The sequence below is a fragment of the Maritalea mobilis genome, assembly GCF_004363175.1.
Taxonomy (GTDB): Bacteria; Pseudomonadota; Alphaproteobacteria; order Rhizobiales; family Devosiaceae; genus Maritalea; species Maritalea mobilis.
Genome location: NZ_SNYR01000003.1, coordinates 311492 through 329319, shown reverse-complemented (window position 1 = coordinate 329319; position 17828 = coordinate 311492). Strand labels below are relative to the sequence as shown.

18 protein-coding genes are annotated in these 17828 nt (G+C 49.0%); 12 read left to right on the top strand and 6 right to left on the bottom strand.

Annotated features, from left to right (window positions below; translation table 11 throughout):
• Nucleotides 1–135: 135 nt before the first annotated feature.
• The 8 genes from hemE (at nucleotide 136) to ATL17_RS14235 (ending at nucleotide 8640) form a co-directional block, all read left to right on the top strand.
• Nucleotides 136–1170: a uroporphyrinogen decarboxylase gene (hemE, locus tag ATL17_RS14270; RefSeq protein ID WP_425462430.1), complete on the top strand. Its 1035-nt coding sequence runs from the start codon at nucleotides 136–138 to the stop codon at nucleotides 1168–1170.
• 4 nt (nucleotides 1171–1174) lie between these two features.
• Complete coding sequence (gene hemJ / locus ATL17_RS14265) at nucleotides 1175–1600, top strand: protoporphyrinogen oxidase HemJ (protein WP_133573489.1); 426 nt, start codon at nucleotides 1175–1177, stop codon at nucleotides 1598–1600.
• A gap of 150 nt (nucleotides 1601–1750) precedes the next feature.
• Nucleotides 1751–3016, top strand: coding sequence for a transcription termination factor Rho (rho, locus tag ATL17_RS14260; protein ID WP_133573488.1), 1266 nt, complete (start codon nucleotides 1751–1753; stop codon nucleotides 3014–3016).
• Nucleotides 3017–3034: 18 nt separating this feature from the next.
• Nucleotides 3035–4327: a tRNA uridine-5-carboxymethylaminomethyl(34) synthesis GTPase MnmE gene (mnmE, locus tag ATL17_RS14255; RefSeq protein WP_133573487.1), complete on the top strand. Its 1293-nt coding sequence runs from the start codon at nucleotides 3035–3037 to the stop codon at nucleotides 4325–4327.
• A gap of 46 nt (nucleotides 4328–4373) precedes the next feature.
• Nucleotides 4374–6263: a tRNA uridine-5-carboxymethylaminomethyl(34) synthesis enzyme MnmG gene (gene mnmG / locus ATL17_RS14250; RefSeq protein WP_425462435.1), complete on the top strand. Its 1890-nt coding sequence runs from the start codon at nucleotides 4374–4376 to the stop codon at nucleotides 6261–6263.
• Entirely contained in the window at nucleotides 6260–6913 is a 654-nt protein-coding gene (gene rsmG / locus ATL17_RS14245) for a 16S rRNA (guanine(527)-N(7))-methyltransferase RsmG (protein WP_133573485.1), read from the top strand. The genes mnmG and rsmG overlap by 4 nt, the downstream gene beginning before the upstream one ends.
• A gap of 24 nt (nucleotides 6914–6937) precedes the next feature.
• On the top strand, nucleotides 6938–7738 hold the full coding sequence (locus ATL17_RS14240; RefSeq protein WP_133573484.1) for a ParA family protein: 801 nt from the start codon (nucleotides 6938–6940) through the stop codon (nucleotides 7736–7738).
• 11 nt (nucleotides 7739–7749) lie between these two features.
• Nucleotides 7750–8640, top strand: a complete 891-nt coding sequence (locus ATL17_RS14235) for a ParB/RepB/Spo0J family partition protein (RefSeq protein ID WP_133573483.1) — start codon at nucleotides 7750–7752, stop codon at nucleotides 8638–8640.
• Nucleotides 8641–8664: 24 nt separating this feature from the next.
• Here the strand turns inward: ATL17_RS14235 and ATL17_RS14230 are convergent, their stop codons facing one another.
• Nucleotides 8665–9543 (bottom strand): LysR family transcriptional regulator, encoded by an 879-nt coding sequence (locus tag ATL17_RS14230; RefSeq protein WP_133573482.1) that lies wholly within the window; start codon nucleotides 9541–9543, stop codon nucleotides 8665–8667.
• Nucleotides 9544–9625: 82 nt separating this feature from the next.
• Between ATL17_RS14230 and ATL17_RS17260 the strand changes: the two genes are divergently transcribed.
• Nucleotides 9626–9814 carry a DUF1127 domain-containing protein gene (locus ATL17_RS17260; RefSeq protein WP_133573481.1) on the top strand — a complete coding sequence of 63 codons (189 nt, stop codon included), beginning with the start codon at nucleotides 9626–9628 and terminating at the stop codon, nucleotides 9812–9814.
• Between the two features lie 154 nt (nucleotides 9815–9968).
• Here ATL17_RS17260 and holA read toward each other — a convergent pair whose 3' ends face one another.
• Genes holA through leuS form a run of 3 tightly spaced genes read right to left on the bottom strand, consistent with a single transcriptional unit; the run spans nucleotide 9969 to nucleotide 14096 of the window.
• The gene (gene holA, locus ATL17_RS14220) at nucleotides 9969–10991 is read right to left on the bottom strand and encodes a DNA polymerase III subunit delta (protein WP_133573480.1); all 1023 of its coding nucleotides are present in this window, start codon (nucleotides 10989–10991) and stop codon (nucleotides 9969–9971) included.
• Entirely contained in the window at nucleotides 10988–11491 is a 504-nt protein-coding gene (locus ATL17_RS14215; protein ID WP_133573479.1) for a hypothetical protein, read from the bottom strand. Before ATL17_RS14215 ends, holA begins: the two co-directional genes overlap by 4 nt.
• Complete coding sequence (gene leuS / locus ATL17_RS14210; protein ID WP_133573478.1) at nucleotides 11478–14096, bottom strand: leucine--tRNA ligase; 2619 nt, start codon at nucleotides 14094–14096, stop codon at nucleotides 11478–11480. Before leuS ends, ATL17_RS14215 begins: the two co-directional genes overlap by 14 nt.
• Before the next feature lie 169 nt (nucleotides 14097–14265).
• Between leuS and ATL17_RS14205 the strand changes: the two genes are divergently transcribed.
• The 3 genes from ATL17_RS14205 to ATL17_RS14195 all read left to right on the top strand — a co-directional run bounded on the left by ATL17_RS14205 (nucleotide 14266) and on the right by ATL17_RS14195 (nucleotide 16234).
• Entirely contained in the window at nucleotides 14266–14934 is a 669-nt protein-coding gene (locus tag ATL17_RS14205; protein ID WP_133573477.1) for a YggS family pyridoxal phosphate-dependent enzyme, read from the top strand.
• Between the two features lie 131 nt (nucleotides 14935–15065).
• A complete protein-coding gene (locus ATL17_RS14200) occupies nucleotides 15066–15749 on the top strand; it encodes a response regulator transcription factor (protein WP_133573476.1) in 684 nt (227 codons plus the stop codon).
• Between the two features lie 29 nt (nucleotides 15750–15778).
• Nucleotides 15779–16234, top strand: a complete 456-nt coding sequence (locus ATL17_RS14195) for a Crp/Fnr family transcriptional regulator (protein WP_133573475.1) — start codon at nucleotides 15779–15781, stop codon at nucleotides 16232–16234.
• Between the two features lies 1 nt (nucleotide 16235).
• On the opposite strand, the gene ATL17_RS14190 is transcribed toward ATL17_RS14195, so the two are convergent.
• Together ATL17_RS14190 and ATL17_RS14185 are read right to left on the bottom strand one after the other, a co-directional pair.
• Nucleotides 16236–17039, bottom strand: coding sequence for an exodeoxyribonuclease III (locus tag ATL17_RS14190; RefSeq protein WP_133573474.1), 804 nt, complete (start codon nucleotides 17037–17039; stop codon nucleotides 16236–16238).
• 87 nt (nucleotides 17040–17126) lie between these two features.
• Nucleotides 17127–17750, bottom strand: coding sequence for a LolA family protein (locus ATL17_RS14185; RefSeq protein ID WP_166639051.1), 624 nt, complete (start codon nucleotides 17748–17750; stop codon nucleotides 17127–17129).
• Nucleotides 17751–17828 lie beyond the last annotated feature (78 nt).

Genomic DNA, 17828 nt, shown 5'->3' with positions numbered 1-17828 from the left:
TTTGCTCAACATGAACGGGTCTAAGTGCCGCATGTGGATTGGGGTTGTGGGAAACAAAGAATTCCTGCAAAACACAGCTAAGAAGAAAAAGAAGAAAGATATAAATATCTTATCTATTGGTTTTAATTGGAAAAGGTGGACCCATTGACTGACCGCAAATTGCTGCAATGTGTATTAGGACAGAAATTTGATGTGCCCCCCATGTGGATCATGCGGCAGGCAGGACGATATTTGCCAGAATATCGTGAGGTACGTGCATCTACCAAAGGCTTTCTAGATCTTTGCTACACGCCTGAAAAAGCGATTGAGGTGACCTTACAGCCTTTGCGTCGTTTTGATCTGGATGCAGCTATTTTGTTTTCAGACATTTTGGTCATTCCAGATGCGTTGGGACAGTCTGTACAATTTCAACCAGGTGAGGGGCCTTTGCTTGAGCCTATTCAAGGTATGGATGATTTGAAGCAGTTCTCTGTTGAGAATGTTCTCGATCATCTCCAACCTGTGTTGGAAACGGTGTCTGGATTACGGTCTAAGATCGATGACGATAAGACCTTGATCGGGTTTTGTGGGGCGCCATGGACGGTGGCAACCTATATGATTGGCGGTAAAGGATCGCCAGATCAGGCCGCGGCACGGATTTTTGCTTTGCAACAGCCTGAAGCCTTTGCGCACTTGATGGACATGCTGGTGGAAGCCAGCGCGAGATATTTGATTGCACAATTCAAAGCTGGTGCCGATGTGGTGCAGATTTTTGAAAGTTGGGCGCTTAATCTCGACGAAGTGGCGTTTGAAAATTATGTGGTCGCGCCAACGGTTAAATTGATCAATAAGGTCCGGGCGGAGATTCCTAACGCACCGATTATTGGCTTTCCGCGCGGCGCGGCTGCCAATGTGCCAAAATATATTCAGCAAACCGGGGTAAATGCGGTTGGTATCGATTATGCGATGCCGCTTCATTATGCAAAGGCGCATATTGCGCCGTTGGCGACCGTACAGGGCAATTTGGACCCTCTTCGGCTGGTGGCGGGCGGCGATCAGATGAATCGCGCTGTAGATGCCATTCTAGAGGCTTTTGCCGACACACCGCATATTTTCAATTTGGGTCACGGCATTGTGCCGCAAACGCCAATTGAACATGTGGAGCAATTGGTTCGGCGCGTGAAAGGGTAAATTGATGCTTTGGGTCAAGTCATTACATATAATTTCCATCATCGCATGGATGGCGGGCATGCTCTATTTGCCGCGCTTGATGGTGTATCATGCTGATGCGGAAATTGGCTCAACCCAAAGCGAAACGTTCAAAATTATGGAACGGCGATTGCTGAAGGCCATCACCACGCCTGCCATGGTGGCAAGCTGGATTTTTGGCCTTTGGCTTGTGTTTGGCTATCAAATGGCGAGTTTCACTGACTTTTGGTTTTTGGTGAAGTTTGCTGGCGTGATTGCCCTATCTGGCATGCATGGCTACCTATCGAAGTTGGTGAAAGATTTTGCACAAGATCAAAATCAGAAAAGCGCCAAGTTCTTTCGGATGATCAATGAAGTGCCAACTCTATTGATGATTATTATTGTCATTATGGTTGTGGTGAAGCCGTTTTAGTTAAATTGGTTGAGCCAATAGTTTTCTTGAACAGTGATTTGAATTGGGTTATAAGCTCAACCACTTGATGCGAACTGATTTGTTTAATCTGGTTCCGCACACTTTAATCCCACCCTTAGTTTTATCTGCCCACATTAGGATGCGTCCTTCATGCAGAATATGAAGCTCCGCGAGCTTAAGGCTAAAACACCAGCCGAACTTTTAGCATTTGCCGAAGAAGTTGAAGTCGAAAATGCAAGCACCTTGCGCAAGCAAGAATTGATGTTTGCGATTCTTAAACAATTGGCCGAAAATGATGTCGATATTACCGGGGAAGGCGTTGTTGAAGTCTTGCCGGATGGTTTTGGCTTCTTGCGCAGCCCTGATGCCAACTATTTGCCAGGTCCTGATGATATTTATGTCAGCCCTTCGCAAATTCGGCGCTTTTCTTTGCGCACAGGGGACACAGTGGAAGGTCAAATCCGCTCCCCGAAAGATGGCGAACGTTATTTTGCGTTGCTTAAAGTCAATTCGATTAATTTTGAAGAACCAGACAAAGCACGCCACAAAGTCAATTTTGACAATTTGACACCTCTTTATCCGGATGAACGCTTCAATATGGAAGTAAGTGATCCGACCACCAAAGATAAGAGCGCACGGATTATTGATCTGGTTGCGCCTTTGGGCAAAGGCCAGCGGGCCTTGATCGTGGCGCCGCCACGCACCGGTAAAACGGTTTTGCTGCAAAATATTGCGCAATCTATCGCAACAAATCATCCAGAATGTTATTTGATTGTGCTGCTGATCGATGAGCGGCCGGAAGAAGTGACCGATATGCAACGTTCTGTACGCGGCGAGGTGATTTCTTCAACCTTTGACGAGCCTGCCTCACGCCACGTGCAGGTTGCTGAGATGGTAATCGAAAAAGCCAAGCGCTTGGTTGAGCATAAGCGTGATGTGGTGATTTTGTTGGATTCGATCACACGTTTGGGTCGGGCTTACAACACGGTGGTGCCATCTTCCGGTAAAGTTCTGACCGGTGGTGTGGATGCCAATGCACTACAACGGCCTAAGCGGTTCTTCGGTGCTGCGCGTAATATTGAAGATGGTGGTTCTTTGACCATTATCTCCACGGCCCTGATCGATACAGGCAGCCGCATGGATGAAGTGATTTTTGAAGAATTTAAGGGCACGGGTAACTCTGAGATTGTGCTTGATCGCAAAGTTGCTGATAAACGCGTGTTCCCGGCGATCGACATCACCAAGTCTGGTACACGGAAAGAAGATCTGCTGGTGCAAGCGGATACATTGAAGAAGATGTACGTATTGCGCCGCATTCTGAACCCAATGGGAACAGTGGATGCCATCGAATTCTTGTTGGATAAGTTGCGTCAAACCAAGTCCAATTCAGAATTTTTCGATTCCATGAACACCTAAATTAGGAGTGCCGCTGCAATGGATACCATTATTGCGTTGTCCAGTGGCGGCCTCCCTTCCGGGGTGGCTGTTTTAAGGCTTTCCGGACCTTCTTCAGCTGAAGTTCTAAGTTCTTTTGGCGTGACACTGCCGACTGCGCGTCATGCAAAGCTCGCAACGCTTAGAGATGATGCTGGTCGCGTGATTGACGAAGCGCTTATTCTCTATTTTCCCGCACCACATAGCTTTACTGGCGAAGATGTGATTGAGCTTCAATGTCACGGCAGCCAGGCCGTTGTGCAAAAGTTGCTTTCCCTCGCGACGTCACACAAAAATGTACGTCTCGCTGAGCCCGGTGAATTTTCCCAACGTGCATTTGAAAATGGGAAGATGGACCTCACCGAAGTTGAGGGTCTAGGCGATCTGCTAGATGCTCGCACAGAAAGTCAACGTGAGTTGGCCATGACACGAATGCGAGGCGGTGTTTCTGAAAGGGTCACCACATGGCGAGATCAAATCATCAATTTGTTGGCAGAAATTGAAGCACGCCTTGACTTCAGCGATGAAGGGGATGTCGATGATGAGTTACCCCCAAAATTTGCACAAGATTTAAACAGCTTAATCACAAATCTTGAACAGGCCTTGTCTGGCTTTTCCCAAGGCCAAATTATTAAAGATGGTTTCCGCGTGGCGTTGGTGGGCCGACCAAATGTTGGTAAATCCACATTATTAAATGCACTTGCAAAATCTGACCGCGCTATTGTTACAGATATTCCAGGGACCACCCGCGATGTGATTGATGTTGAGATTGATATTAAGGGACAATTGTTCCAGATCTTCGATACGGCCGGAATCCGTCAAACGGAAGACCAGGTGGAGCTTGAGGGTATTACACGATCCTATAAGGCGATAGAGCAAGCGCATTTGGTGATTGAGTTAATCGACGGCAAAACACCAGAGCCTCAAATTTACCCGCGTGCAGATTGGACGCTTTATACAAAATCTACCGAAACTAGCGGTGATTCACGTGAAACATTATCTGTGTCTGCAAAAGAGGGCATAGGTATGACTGAGTTATTGAACAAACTCCACGAGATTACGCGCAACTCTAAGGATTCACGTGAAACAAGCCTGATCTCTCATGAGCGTGATCGACAGGCACTTGAAGACAGTCTTTTTCACTTGCGTGCTGGGGTAGATTTAACTAAACCTCTCGAATTCGTCGCGGAAGATTTAAGACAAGCGACCATTCCGCTTTCTCGCCTTATTGGTTTAGTAGATGCGGAACAGATTTTAGATCGACTATTTGCAGGCTTTTGTATTGGCAAATGATTCACGTGAAACATGTCCGTTTTGGATTCACGTGAAACAGGGATAAATCACCATGCTCAAAGAAAACCAGTTTGATGTGATCATTGTTGGCGGTGGCCATGCGGGCTGCGAGGCTGCAGCCGCGTCCGCACGTGTTGGCGCCAAAACAGCATTGGTTACCCACCAATATGCAAAGATTGGGGAGATGTCTTGCAATCCTGCTATCGGCGGATTGGGCAAAGGTCATCTAGTGCGCGAAATCGACGCCCTGGATGGGTTGATGGGCCGTGTGGCTGATCAGGCGGGTATTCAATATCGTTTGCTCAATCGGCGTAAAGGGCCCGCGGTACGTGGACCGCGTGCACAAGCTGATCGAAAGCTATACAAACAAGCGATGCAAGCAGCTATTGATGCGCAGGACAATCTCAGCGTTATTGAAGGTGAGGTGGACGACATCATCACTGAGGATGGTGAAGTTGTTGGTGTTCAGCTTGGAAATGGCGACACTCTGAACTGCGCAAAAGTCGTTTTGACGACCGGAACTTTTCTGCGCGGACTTATCCACCTTGGCGAAAAGAAGATTCCTGCGGGCCGTGTGGGTGAGGCACCAGTGCTTGGTCTATCTGATCGGCTAGAAAAACTTGGCTTGCAGCTCGGTCGACTCAAAACCGGCACGCCGCCGCGATTGGATGGACGCACGATCAATTGGGACGTTCTTGAAGTTCAGCATGGGGATGAAGAGAAAGAAGCGTTCTCTATGTTGACCGATGAGATCACAGTGCCGCAGGTGCCTTGTTATATAACGCGGACAGATAAAAAGATGCATCAGATTATCGAAGATAATTTGCATCTCTCAGCGATGTATTCTGGTCAGATCGATAGTAAAGGGCCACGCTATTGCCCGTCCATTGAAGACAAGATTGTTCGTTTCAATGATCGGGATAGCCATCAAATCTTTCTGGAGCCGGAGGGTTTGGACGATCACACAATCTATCCAAACGGATTGTCGACCAGCTTACCGGAAGATGTGCAATATCAATTTATCCGTGCCTTGCCAGGTTTGGAAAAGGCTGAAATTATTCAACCGGGTTATGCCATAGAATATGATTATGTTGACCCACGTGAGTTAACACACGAACTGGAGCTTCAAAAGCAGCCCGGCCTTTATTTGGCAGGTCAAATTAACGGCACCACAGGTTATGAAGAGGCGGGCGCGCAAGGCCTTCTGGCTGGTGCGAATGCCGCGCTTGCCGCGAAGGGACGGAGCGGTATGCATTTGTCGCGTACCCAGAGCTATCTTGCTGTGATGATTGATGATTTGGTGACACGTGGTGTCACTGAGCCTTATCGCATGTTTACCTCACGCGCGGAATTTCGCCTTCATCTCAGGGCGGACAATGCTGACCAGCGCTTAACACCTATTGGGTTACACTATGGTCTTGTAGGGGCTGAAAGGGAAGCTGCCTTTGGTGCAAAGATGGATGCGCTAAACCATGCTAGCGCTCTTATGAAATCATTAACCATCACGCCAAACGAAGCCGCGAAACACGGATTGAAAATCAACGCAGATGGTGTTCGACGCTCGGCCTTTGATCTACTGTCTTATCCCAACATAGGTTTTGACGAGTTGAAAAATATCTGGCCGGAGCTAAGCCAACTGGATGATAAAGTTGTTGAGCAGGTGAGTGTTGATGCGCAATATGCGGTGTATCTAGATCGGCAGCAAGCTGACGTCGAGGCCATGCAGCGTGATGAAAAGCGCACTATTCCTGAATGGATGGATTATGAGCAATTATCGGGTCTTTCTGGTGAGATGCGTCAGAAGCTCAACGCGGCACGGCCGAAGACAATTGCTCATGCGCAAAAGATTGAAGGCATAACGCCTGCGGCCATTACTTTGATTTTAGCCGTGATCAAACGCGGTTATTTGGTGAAGAAGACTGGAACTGATGCATGAGTTCCGATCAAGCTTTGGTTGCCGATTATCTTTCTGCCATAGATGGATTTGAGCCATCTGACGTGACGCAGGTCGTTGGCGCACTGCAATTTTATGAGGTGCAGCTCGCGAAATGGCAGAAGATCAAAAATCTTGTTTCACGTGAAACACTGTCAGAAATTTGGTCAAGACATTTCTTGGACTGCCTGCAACTTATCCCAATGATTCCCAGCGATTCTAAGGTGATTCTCGATATGGGCAGCGGGGGTGGATTTCCTGCGATTCCCTTGGCGATTGCTTTAAAGAAGCGAAAAATCGTTGTTCATATGGTTGAATCCAATGGGCGTAAAGGTTCTTTCTTGCGGCAGATCGTGCGCGAACTTGAATTAAATGCGATTGTACATACCGAACGTGCTGAGTCGCTGAAAAGCCCGGAAATCGGGCATATTGATGTTTTTACCGCGCGTGCTTTTGCATCTTTAGATGATATTTGTGGCTATATCTATCCGCTTTGGCAGCAAAATTCTGTGGGTCTTTTCCAAAAAGGCCGGGGATATAAGAAAGAAATTGAAGAATCTTTGCAGAATTGGCGCTATACTTATTCCACAGTGGAAAGTAAGACCCTTGAAGACGCAGCCATCGTTGAATTACGCGATTTAGCGCAGAAATAGGGTCATTATTGACAGGAGGCGTCGATGCGGCCGCGTATTCTGACTTTAGCGAACCAAAAGGGTGGAGTGGGTAAAACCACGACAGCTATCAATTTGGCAACGGCTTTGGCCGCGATTGGCGAACGTGTTTTGATCGTGGATATTGATCCGCAGGGTAACGCCAGTACTGGTATTGGCGTTGAGCGCAGCACGCGCCAATATTCTGCCTATGATCTGATGACAGGTGAAGTTGAGTTGGAAAACGCAATTGTGCACACCAATGTGCCAAATGTTGCGATTGTGCCTTCCACAATGGATCTGTTAGGGCTTGAGTTGGCCATTGCGGAGAAGGGTGATCGCGCTTTCCGTTTGCGTAATGCTTTGGAAAATGCTGGCAGCCTCTATCATGAAGGTAAGCCGATTACCTATATTCTGGTTGATTGTCCGCCGTCGCTTAACCTATTGACGATTAACGCACTTGCCGCAGCAGATGCGGTTTTGGTGCCGATGCAGTGCGAGTTTTTCGCACTCGAGGGTTTGAGCCAACTGCTTCAAACTATTGAACAAATTAAGACGAACCTAAATCCTGGACTATATGTTCAGGGCGTGATCATGACCATGTTTGACAAGCGCAATAATTTGTCGATGCAGGTTTTGGACGATGTGCGCGAACATTTGGGCGAACTTGTCTATGACACGGTAATTCCGCGTAATGTGCGGCTGTCAGAAGCGCCATCATATGGAAAACCAGCGCTGCTTTATGATTTGCGCTGTGCGGGTTCTCAGGCCTATTTGCGGTTGGCCACCGAAGTGATTAAGCGTGAGCGCCGGTTGAAGGCGGCATAAGGGTTAAAGCGATGAATGAGAAAAATTCAAATAGTCGGTTGGGACGTGGTTTGGCAGCTTTGATTGGCGATACACCGCCAATGGATGCGCCGCGCCATGCAGATAGCTCAGGCATTCGTCGATTGCCGGTTGAATTTATTGTCGCCAGCCCAAACAACCCGCGCCGTCACTTTTCGGCAGAAGAATTGGAAGATCTGACCAATTCGATCCGGGAAAAGGGCATTATGCAGCCGATCCTGGTGCGCCCGAGCAAGGTAGAGCCGGATCAATATGAATTGGTGGCTGGTGAGCGCCGTTGGCGCGCGGCACAGCGTGCTGGCTTGCATGAAGTGCCTGTTATTATCCGCGAACTGGATGACCGTGAAGCGCTTGAATTGGCGATCATTGAGAACGTTCAGCGTGCTGATCTAAATCCTCTTGAAGAATCAAGAGGTTACGATCAATTGATGCAGCAATTCGGTTATACGCAGAATGATTTGGCGCAAGTGATCGGCAAAAGCCGTTCGCATGTGGCGAACACATTGCGTTTGATGAAGCTGCCAGAGAGCGTGCAAGGCTACGTGGCCGATGGCGCTCTATCAGCAGGCCATGCGCGTGCTTTGATCACAGCGAAAGATCCTGCGGCACTTGCCCAACGGATCGTTGAAGGTGGACTTAGTGTCCGTGAAGCTGAGAATCTGGTGCAGAAGCAGGCGCGTGCAGATGAAGAAGGTGCGAGCAGTGCTGCAACGAAACGCAAACAAAAAGATTCAGACACATTGGCCTTGGAAAAGGAATTGTCTGATCGCTTAGGCTTGAAAGTGTCGATCGACCATAAAGAGCGTGGTGGCAAGATTGAGATCAAATACCGGACGCTCGATCAATTGGACGATGTGTGTTCGCGTTTGCAGCGTAATGGCTAAGCCATTTAACAAGATTTAAGTGAATTAGACGGGCTCTGGCCCGTCTTTTTTTGTGCCAGCAAACCGATCTTGGTGATTTTGTAGCAAATTAGCCAGCCGATCAGCGACTTTGCGTATGATGGGGCGATGGCGCTCTTCATGATGCATGACGAGCCAATGCTCCGTCTGCAAATCGTCAATTGCGGTACTTGTCCGCACCAAGCGTGGGTCATCATCACCGATAAAACAGGGCAACATAGCTTGCCCCAACCCCGCCGCGGCCAATTCGCGAATGCTGAGTGAATCACTCGCATGTACAACAATTTGAGTTGAATAATGCTCGTTCATCCATAAGGCCGAGCGTGCATTGGTCAGTGGGCCGTTGGCACCAATGAAGCGGCTTCTGATTTTTTCCGGGCTGCCAGCTTTTCCATAAAGCGCATAATTCACAATGCCGACTTTGCGTCCGGCCAACCATTGTTCCTGTGGTCTGGCATTTCGAATGCCAATTTCGGCGTGGCGATGGCCGATGTCGACGCGTTCTATACCGGTGACCAATTCAATCTTGAAGTTTGGTTCTTCTTGCCAGAGCTGATGCATGTGCTGCGCCAGGAAAGAGGAGGTCCAAGGGCCCGCTGATATGCGTACAGTTGGTTTTACATTGAGCTGTTCGCTCCAACTTTGCAGCGCGGACATGGATTTTGAGACGTTTTGCGCATGGGCCAGAAGATCTTCGCCCAACTCGGTGAGTTGATAGCCACGTGGAGAACGGCGAAATAGGGGATTGCCAACAAGTTCTTCAAGCGCGTTGATGTGTCGGCCAAGCGTTGCCGGGCTGATGCCTGTTTTTGTAGATGCGCCCGTGAGGCCGCCAGCCTCAGCGACAGCCACAAACAATCTTATATTGTTCCAATCGATCTTCATTTTTCATTCTTGCAAATTGATTTGCGAAATCAGCGCTATATTGACCGTATTTCCACCGGATATGGTCTCATTCCTATCATAAATGAAAAATGGAGATGTGGCCATGTTGGCAAGAAGAGGAATTCTTGGATCGTTCAATTGGTTATTTCGTTATGTGCGAGCTGCGCGGCTAAAATTTGAGTTGGATCGAAAAAGTGACCGTCAGTTGGCGGATATTGGATTGCGCCGCGAGGAGATCAATCACATCAGTAAAAGTTGGATCAAAGAGTGAATAGTTTCTTCGTGAAACAGCGAAAATTTGGATTTTTGTGCGTTTCTGTGGTCGCCTTCAGGTGTAAAAGTCGGGCCATTGCACGCTGAAGGTGACGAGAGAATTGCATCAAAAACGGTCATTTTAGGATGATTTCACGTGAATCATCTAAAAATTAGTGTCGAGCCGCTATAGTTGCAATGGCCAGCAGGGCTTGCCGTGTATGGGCAATATCCAAAGCTGCGTTTTTCCGCGTTTGCGCAATTGCATCATAAATGCGGGTACAGGCCGTAGCGAGGTTGCCGTATGACCATGTTCTGATTTGTGTTTGTACTTTTGCTTTGCGGGAAAAGTGGATGGGCGGTCGTGCGCTGTTCACCAGTTGCTCCAGCGAGGCGCCTTCTTCCATTTTTGTGCGCTGCGTGCGCAGCCACGTGAAATGCATGAGTGATCTTGTGAGAATGGCGGAAGAATGAATGCCGCTATCAAATGCCCGGGCGAGAGCCTGGTCCAGTTTCTGCACATGGCCCGTGCCTGCGCTGTCGATAATTTCATCTAGAGCCAACATGGCATTGTCGCCGCACAGGGTTATCACATCGTCAAGGGTGACTTTTTTGCTATGGGCGGCATAAAGAATTAGTTTTTCAACTTCAGACCGGGTGATTTGACGGTCGTTACCCAGCTGATCTTTCAATGCCTGTAGTGCGTCATTATCAATTTGAACCTGATTGTCGCGAAACATCTCGCGCATCAGTTGGTCTAAACTGCGGGCATCGTCGGCAAAGCAGGGCAGGGCGCGGGCCGATTTGGCTTTCTCCATCACTTTGCGCAAATTGTCTTTTGGCGTGAGGTTGCCCGCTTCAACCAATAAAATGGAAGGAACATCCTCGGCGGCGAGGCGTTCCAAGGTTGGAGCTACCGCATTTGTGGCGCCGCGGACCCGCACAATGCGTTGTCCACCAAACATGGAGCTGGTGTTTGCTTCGGTTTCGATGGTCGCATCAGGATTGTCCAAATCAGCAAATTGCAGGCTGATCAGATTCATGGGGTCGGCATCTTTGCCCTGAAAATGCTTTTGCAGCTGGTCTGTTGTTTCACGCACACGACCTGCATCCGGTCCGTAAATCAAAATAATGCCGGATTTCAGGTTGGGCTTGTTTAAAAAGCCGGGAACGTCACGTGCTTTTAAGGCCGTCACTGCGTTGGTGCCTCATTGAAAAACTGCAACAAATCAATTTCCACCAGTTTGGCAGCGGCTTCGCCTGCGCGATGTTCAGCATCTTGCGCGGCTGCTTTGTCAGCAACCAACTGACCAGATGTTTGATAGGTGGCCGTGGCAAAGCGTGAGCCAGAAAGCACTGTTTCTTCACTATCTTGCTGAATGAGCTGATAGGAGATGGTGACTTTCATCTCTTTTTCATTGCGCGCAAATTGCGAGCCAGCTTTAAACAAGGCCCGTGCGCTGGCACCAGCACTTAGGTCCAACTTATAAGTTGCGCCCGTTTCTTGGCCGAGGTCGAAGCGGATTTTTTGGAAAATCACTTGCTCCAGCCGCGTGTCTGCTTCGGCATAGGTTAAATCGAAGTCTTTTTTGCCAGCAGTTGCGCCTTGATAGGCCGGTTGCAAAGTGCAGCCGGCCAGTAAAGTGGCAGTTAGACCCGCCAAGGCGGCAAGTTTAAATGGTTTAAATAACAACATTTACAATTCTACCTGGTACCACGATCACCTTTTTCGGTGCGTTGCCATCCAGCATGCGCGCAATTGGCTCGGCTGACAAGGCAGCCTGTTCAATTTGCGCTTTGGTGGCATCTTTCGCGATGGTCAATTCAGCACGTTTTTTACCATTAACCTGGATTGGCAACATGATTGTGTCGTCGGTCAAATATTTCTGGTCAGCTTCTGGCCATGATTCATCCACCAACAATGTGTCCTGACCAAGGTGGGCCCAACATGTTTCGGTCAAGTGAGGCACGATTGGGTTGGACAATTTCACCAAAGTCTCAATGGCAAATTTCAGTCCTTTGCGCTCGTCGCCTGCGGCATCGCCTTTGATCTTTGCCATAGATTTTGAAATGGCATTTGCCAATTCATAGATCTGGGCAATCGCACGGTTAAAGCGCAAATTGTCGTAAGCGTCGGTTACTTGATCGATGGCGCGGTGCGCAGACTTCAGCAAATCTTCCGCATCCATTTGGGCTTTTGGACCAATATTTTCATTGTCCAAAATCTGTTTTGCATCGTCTACCAAACGCCATACGCGTTGGATGAAACGCCACACGCCTTCAATGCCAGACTCGGTCCATTGTACGTCACGCTCTGGTGGCGAGTCAGATAATACGAACCAGCGAGTCGCGTCTGCACCAAAGCTTTCTGACATGGATGACAAGTCGATCACGTTCTTTTTCGACTTGGACATTTTTTCAATCGAGCCAATTTTCACTGGCTTGCCTGTGTCTTTCAACACGGCTTCGCGCTTGCCATCTTCTTCTTTCAAGTCGATTTCGGTTGGCGCGATCCAGTCACCTGCTTCTGACTTATAGGTTTCGTGGGTCACCATGCCTTGGGTGAACAGACCTTTGAACGGTTCGGTGACAGACAAATGGCCTGTCTCTTTCATCGCGCGGGCGAAGAAGCGAGAATAAAGCAAATGCAAGATCGCATGTTCCACGCCGCCAATATATTGATCGACTGGCAACCAATGGTCAGCCAAGTCACGCACCGTTGGGGTTTTTGCCCGTGGTGCGGTGAAGCGCGCAAAGTACCAAGATGAATCCACAAATGTATCCATCGTGTCGGTTTCGCGCCGGGCAGGGCTGTCACAGTTCGGACAGTTCACATGTTTCCATGTGGGGTGATGATCCAACGGGTTTCCGGGTTTGTCGAAGGTCACATCATCGGGCAATTCGACCGGTAATTGATCGTCTGGCACATGCACAACGCCGCAATTGTCGCAGTGAATAATCGGAATCGGGCAGCCCCAATAGCGCTGGCGTGAAACGCCCCAATCGCGCAAACGATAGTTTACCTTGCGCTCGCCTTGCTCGCGATTATTGATGGAGATGTTTTCCAACCGGCGAGCAACTTCGTCGAAGGCTTCTTGCGGTGTCATCCCGTCCAAGAATTTTGAGTTGATCATCACGCCATCATCGGTGAAGGCCTCATCGCCGATCTCGAAGCTCGCGGCATCTGCGTCTTTTGGCATAACCACGGGCACAACAGGCAATTCATATTTGCGGGCGAAATCCAAATCGCGTTGGTCGCCAGATGGGCAGCCAAAAATAGCGCCGGTGCCGTAGTCCATCAACACAAAGTTGGCGACATAGACGGGCAGGGTCCAGCTATCATCAAACGGGTGTTTCACGTGAATCCCGGTGTTGAAGCCTTTTTTCTCTGCGGTCTCCAATGCGGCGACAGATGTGCCCATGCGTCGACATTCTTCAATGAAGGCCTGCAATTCAGGATTATCTTTTGCAGCGGCTTGGGCCAAAGGATGGTCTGCGGCGACAGCCATAAAGGACGCACCAAAAATTGTGTCCGGGCGGGTGGTGTAAACTTCCAACTCTGAATGGCCTTCAGGTGCGGTGTGTTCATCCAACGCCCAGCGCACCAACAAACCTTCAGATTTGCCAATCCAGTTAGACTGCATCAAGCGCACTTTTTCCGGCCAGCCCTCAAGGTTGGCGATTTCGTCTAACAAGTCTTCTGCAAAATCTGTGATCTTGAAGAACCATTGGGTCAGTTCTTTTTGCTCTACCAATGCGCCAGAACGCCAGCCGCGACCATCGATCACTTGCTCGTTGGCCAAAACTGTTTGGTCCACTGGGTCCCAATTCACTTTAGAGCTTTTGCGATAAACCAAACCTTTGCTCAAAAAGTCCAAGAACAATTTTTGCTGCTGGTGATAATATTCAGGATCGCAAGTTGCGAATTCGCGTGACCAATCCAAGCTCAAGCCCAAAGAGATCAATTGCTCTTTCATGGACTCGATATTTTTATAGGTCCATTCTTTCGGGTGGGCGTTGTTTTGCATGGCCGCATTTTCAGCTGGCATGCCGAACGCGTCCCATCCCATCGGGTGCAAAACATTAAAGCCTTTGGCGCGTTTGAACCGGGCAATTACATCACCCATTGTATAGTTCCGCGCGTGGCCAACATGGCAACGACCTGATGGGTAAGGAAACATCTCAAGGACGTAATATTTCGGCTTTTCGCTTTCCTCATTTAGGGCGAAGCTTTGGTTTTCGTTCCAAACTTTTTGCCAATGCGGTTCGCTTTCACGCGGGTTGTAACGTTCCGAAGTCATACCGGTTTCTTTTGTCCTTGAATAATATTGATCTGTGGTTCAAACCTTGACGTTGACCTTCACCAGAATTTGCCTTGTCGGTCAAGCTTTCATCAGGAACATGGGTCCTTGTTGGGTCTTTGAAAGCATGAGACAGAATAGGGCAGGGACATTGAAAAAGAGGTAAAAGATGGGCGCAAAAGAATTGGATCAAGTTTGGGCAAATATGGCGCAGGCGGCGAAGCGGTTTGACGGTGCAGAACGCGAAGCGCCGAAGCTGATCGCCGTATCTAAAACCTATGGGCCGGAAGATATTGTGCCGATCCTTGAAGCGGGTCAGCGTGATTTTGGTGAAAATCGTGTGCAGGAAGCGCAGAGCAAGTGGCCAGATTTGCGGGCACAATATCCTGATCTGGTGTTACATTTGATCGGGCCGCTGCAAACCAACAAGACAAAAGATGCGGTGGAGTTGTTTGATGTGATCCACTCGCTTGATCGCGAAAAGCTTGCCCGTCATCTCAAAAAGGAGATGGAAGCGCAGGGCAAAAATATCCCGCTTTTCATCCAGGTCAATATTGGTGAGGAAGAGCAAAAGAGTGGCATTGCGCCAGACCAGTGTGCGGAGTTTGTGCGCTATTGCCAAGATGATCTTGGTCTCGACATTCAAGGATTGATGGCCATTCCACCTGCAGGTGAACCGCCGGCACCTTTTTTTGCGCGTTTGGTTGAACTCGGAAAATCAGTTGGCCTTGAGAAGTTTTCTATGGGCATGAGTGCTGATTATGAAACGGCCATCGAAATGGGGGCCAGCTATGTGCGGGTTGGTTCTGCCATTTTTGGGGCGCGTGACTATAATTAGACCCGCGATAATTTTGGCCATTAACTACACGAATTGCTAACGCCCTTGTGATGAGCATGTGAAACACGCATGATGTTAGATAGAGCTGTTAGTGATTTGCCGTTTGGCCAGAACAATTTTGGATAGACCTTATGAATAAACGCCGTTTGTTGATCGTGGATGATGAAGCGGAACTGCGCCAAAGCTTGGTTGAGCAATTGGCCCATTATCGCGAGTTTGACATTGTGGAAGCTGAAAATGCCAACGGTGCATTGCAGCAGGCCAAAGAGGGACATTTTGATCTGCTGATTTTGGACGTGGGTCTGCCAGATATGGATGGGCGTGAAGCGGTGAAAATTTTGCGGCAAGATGGGGTGAAGTCACCGATCTTGATGCTCACTGGTCACGATAGTGACGCGGACCAAATTCTGGGTTTGGAGAGCGGCGCCAATGATTATGTCACAAAGCCGTTCCGCTTTTCTGTTTTGCTGGCGCGGGTTCGTGCCTTGCTGCGGCAACATGATCAAAGCGAAGATGTGGTGTTCTCAATCGGGCCATACCGCTTTCACCCGTCGACCAAAACACTTGAGACAGACGACAATCAAAAAATTCGGCTGACCGATAAAGAGACTTCAATCTTGAAATTTCTCTATCGTCAGGGCGCGAAAACGGTGTCGCGCGATGTGCTGCTTCAAGAAGTTTGGGGCTACAATAATCGGGTGACCACCCATACTTTGGAAACCCATATTTATCGGCTGCGGCAAAAAATTGAGCGGGATCCAACGCATGCCCGCTTGCTTGTCACTGAAGAAGGGGGCTATCGTTTAGTCCCATAAGTGGTGAAGCGTTTTGGGGGACGTGGCACATGGCACTTGAAAAAATGATTGAGGTTCTGGGGCAGGTTGATTTCTTCCAGAGCTTCTCCAAAGACCAGATCAATCTGGTGGCTTTTGTTTCTGATTTCCGTCAGGTGAAAGAGGGCGAACTTTTGATCACCGAAGGCGACGTGGCCGAAGGCGCATTCATTTTGGTGTCTGGTCGCTTGGCGACTGAACATGAAGGCGCGAAACATGCGGGCCCCATTGTGGATCTGCCCGGTGCTCTGATTGGTGATATGGCGCTTTTGGCGGAAACTCCGCGCGGGGCCAGCATGCGTGCGCTTACGGATTGCGAAGTGGTTTTTGTGCCACGTACACATTTCAAGAAACTGATTCAAACATATCCCGAGCTGGGTGAAATGATGTCCGCCCATATTCGGCAGTCGCTTTCCCGCTATGTGGGAAACCTCACCTCAGTTCGCGCCAAATTGAAAAGCGGCTAGGCTATTCAAAATGGGTGATGATGGGCACGTGGTCTGAAGGCTTTGGTGCCCAACCGCGTGCATCGCGCAACACTTCTGTTCTTTGTGCATAGGGCGCGACGTCTTTTGTCGCCCAAATATGGTCAAGGCGTCGACCACGGTCAGAGGCTGACCAATCTTTTGAGCGATAGCTCCACCATGAATAGATGCGCTGGTCATATGGAATATGCTGCCGCACCAAATCTGCCCAAGCGCGTTTGGCTTGAATGGCGTCCAGCTTTTCCGTTTCGATTGGGGTGTGGCTGACCACTTTTAGCAATTGCTTATGTGACCACACATCATTTTCATGTGGGGCAATATTAAAGTCGCCAACGATCACATGGCCATTGTCAAACTCTGGTCCGTCGAACCAGCTTTCCATCTCGTCGAGAAAATCCAGCTTGTGTTTGAACTTGGGATTGATCAATGGATCAGGTTCGTCACCCCCAGCCGGAATGTAAAAGTTATGTACATTGAGCGAACCGAAGTGGGCATCCACTTTCACTGAGATATGGCGCGCGTCGCCCATTTGGCAGAATTCACGCTTGTGCTCTTCCACGATTGGAAGGCGTGAAATGGTGGCCACACCGTGATAGCTTTTCTGACCATTCACCGCCTGGAATTCATATCCGGCTTTGGCAAGTGCTTTGGCAGGGAACTGCTCATTTTGGCATTTGATTTCTTGCAAACACAAAATGTCAGGCTTGTGATTTTCCAAAAACCCAAGCACCAGCGGCAGGCGCAGTCTTACGGAATTGATGTTCCAAGTTGCAATTGATAGCGCCATAAAAAATCCCTCGCCCGATCGTTCGAATCATGAATGAACATAATGACCGATCAGGGCGAGGGAGCAACCCGGTTTTTAAAAACTGCCTTATTCGCTGCGAGATTTGTAATCTGCAGGAATGTAGAAGTAGGCCTTCGGAATATCGATGTCTGTGGTTGTGTCGTAAATTGAGAATGTCACTTCACTGCCATTGGGTTCGGTCAATGTCCACTGATTGAGCTCTTTGGTGGCCAAATCAAAAATCATGGTGACTGAAACCAGCCCGATTGGTGTGTCGTCAGAGACAGAAACGGCAATCATCTCTTCCGTTTTCGTCACGTCCGTGATGTTTGTTTCGAACAGATTGATGTTATCTGACAGAAATTGACGAAGCGGCACCCGGTGTTGTGGGTAGGCGTATTTGGTTTTTTCTTTGCGGTCCAAAACATAAAAGCCGCGGCCAACCGATACCACTTCTTCGCGTGATGGCGGCGCATATTTGAAGCGCACTTTTTCTGGGCGGCTAATGTAAAAAATACCTTCGGCCCGATTACCTGCGCTATCCAATTGGATGAAGCGGCCCGCCATTTGCTCGATGGCAGAATGGTGCGCGCTGATGTCGTTGATGATGTCCACTTCCTCTTGGGTCAATTGACGATCAAGAGCGTGAGCAGAAAAAATGGCGCTGAATGAGAAAAGCAGCGCGGCGAAGCTAAGCTTGAAAAAACGCATAAAGCTGTCCTTTGTCGCACATTTGTTTGTGCGCATCATGAGCGGTGAATGTGGCAAACAGATGAGCATATGGTGGTG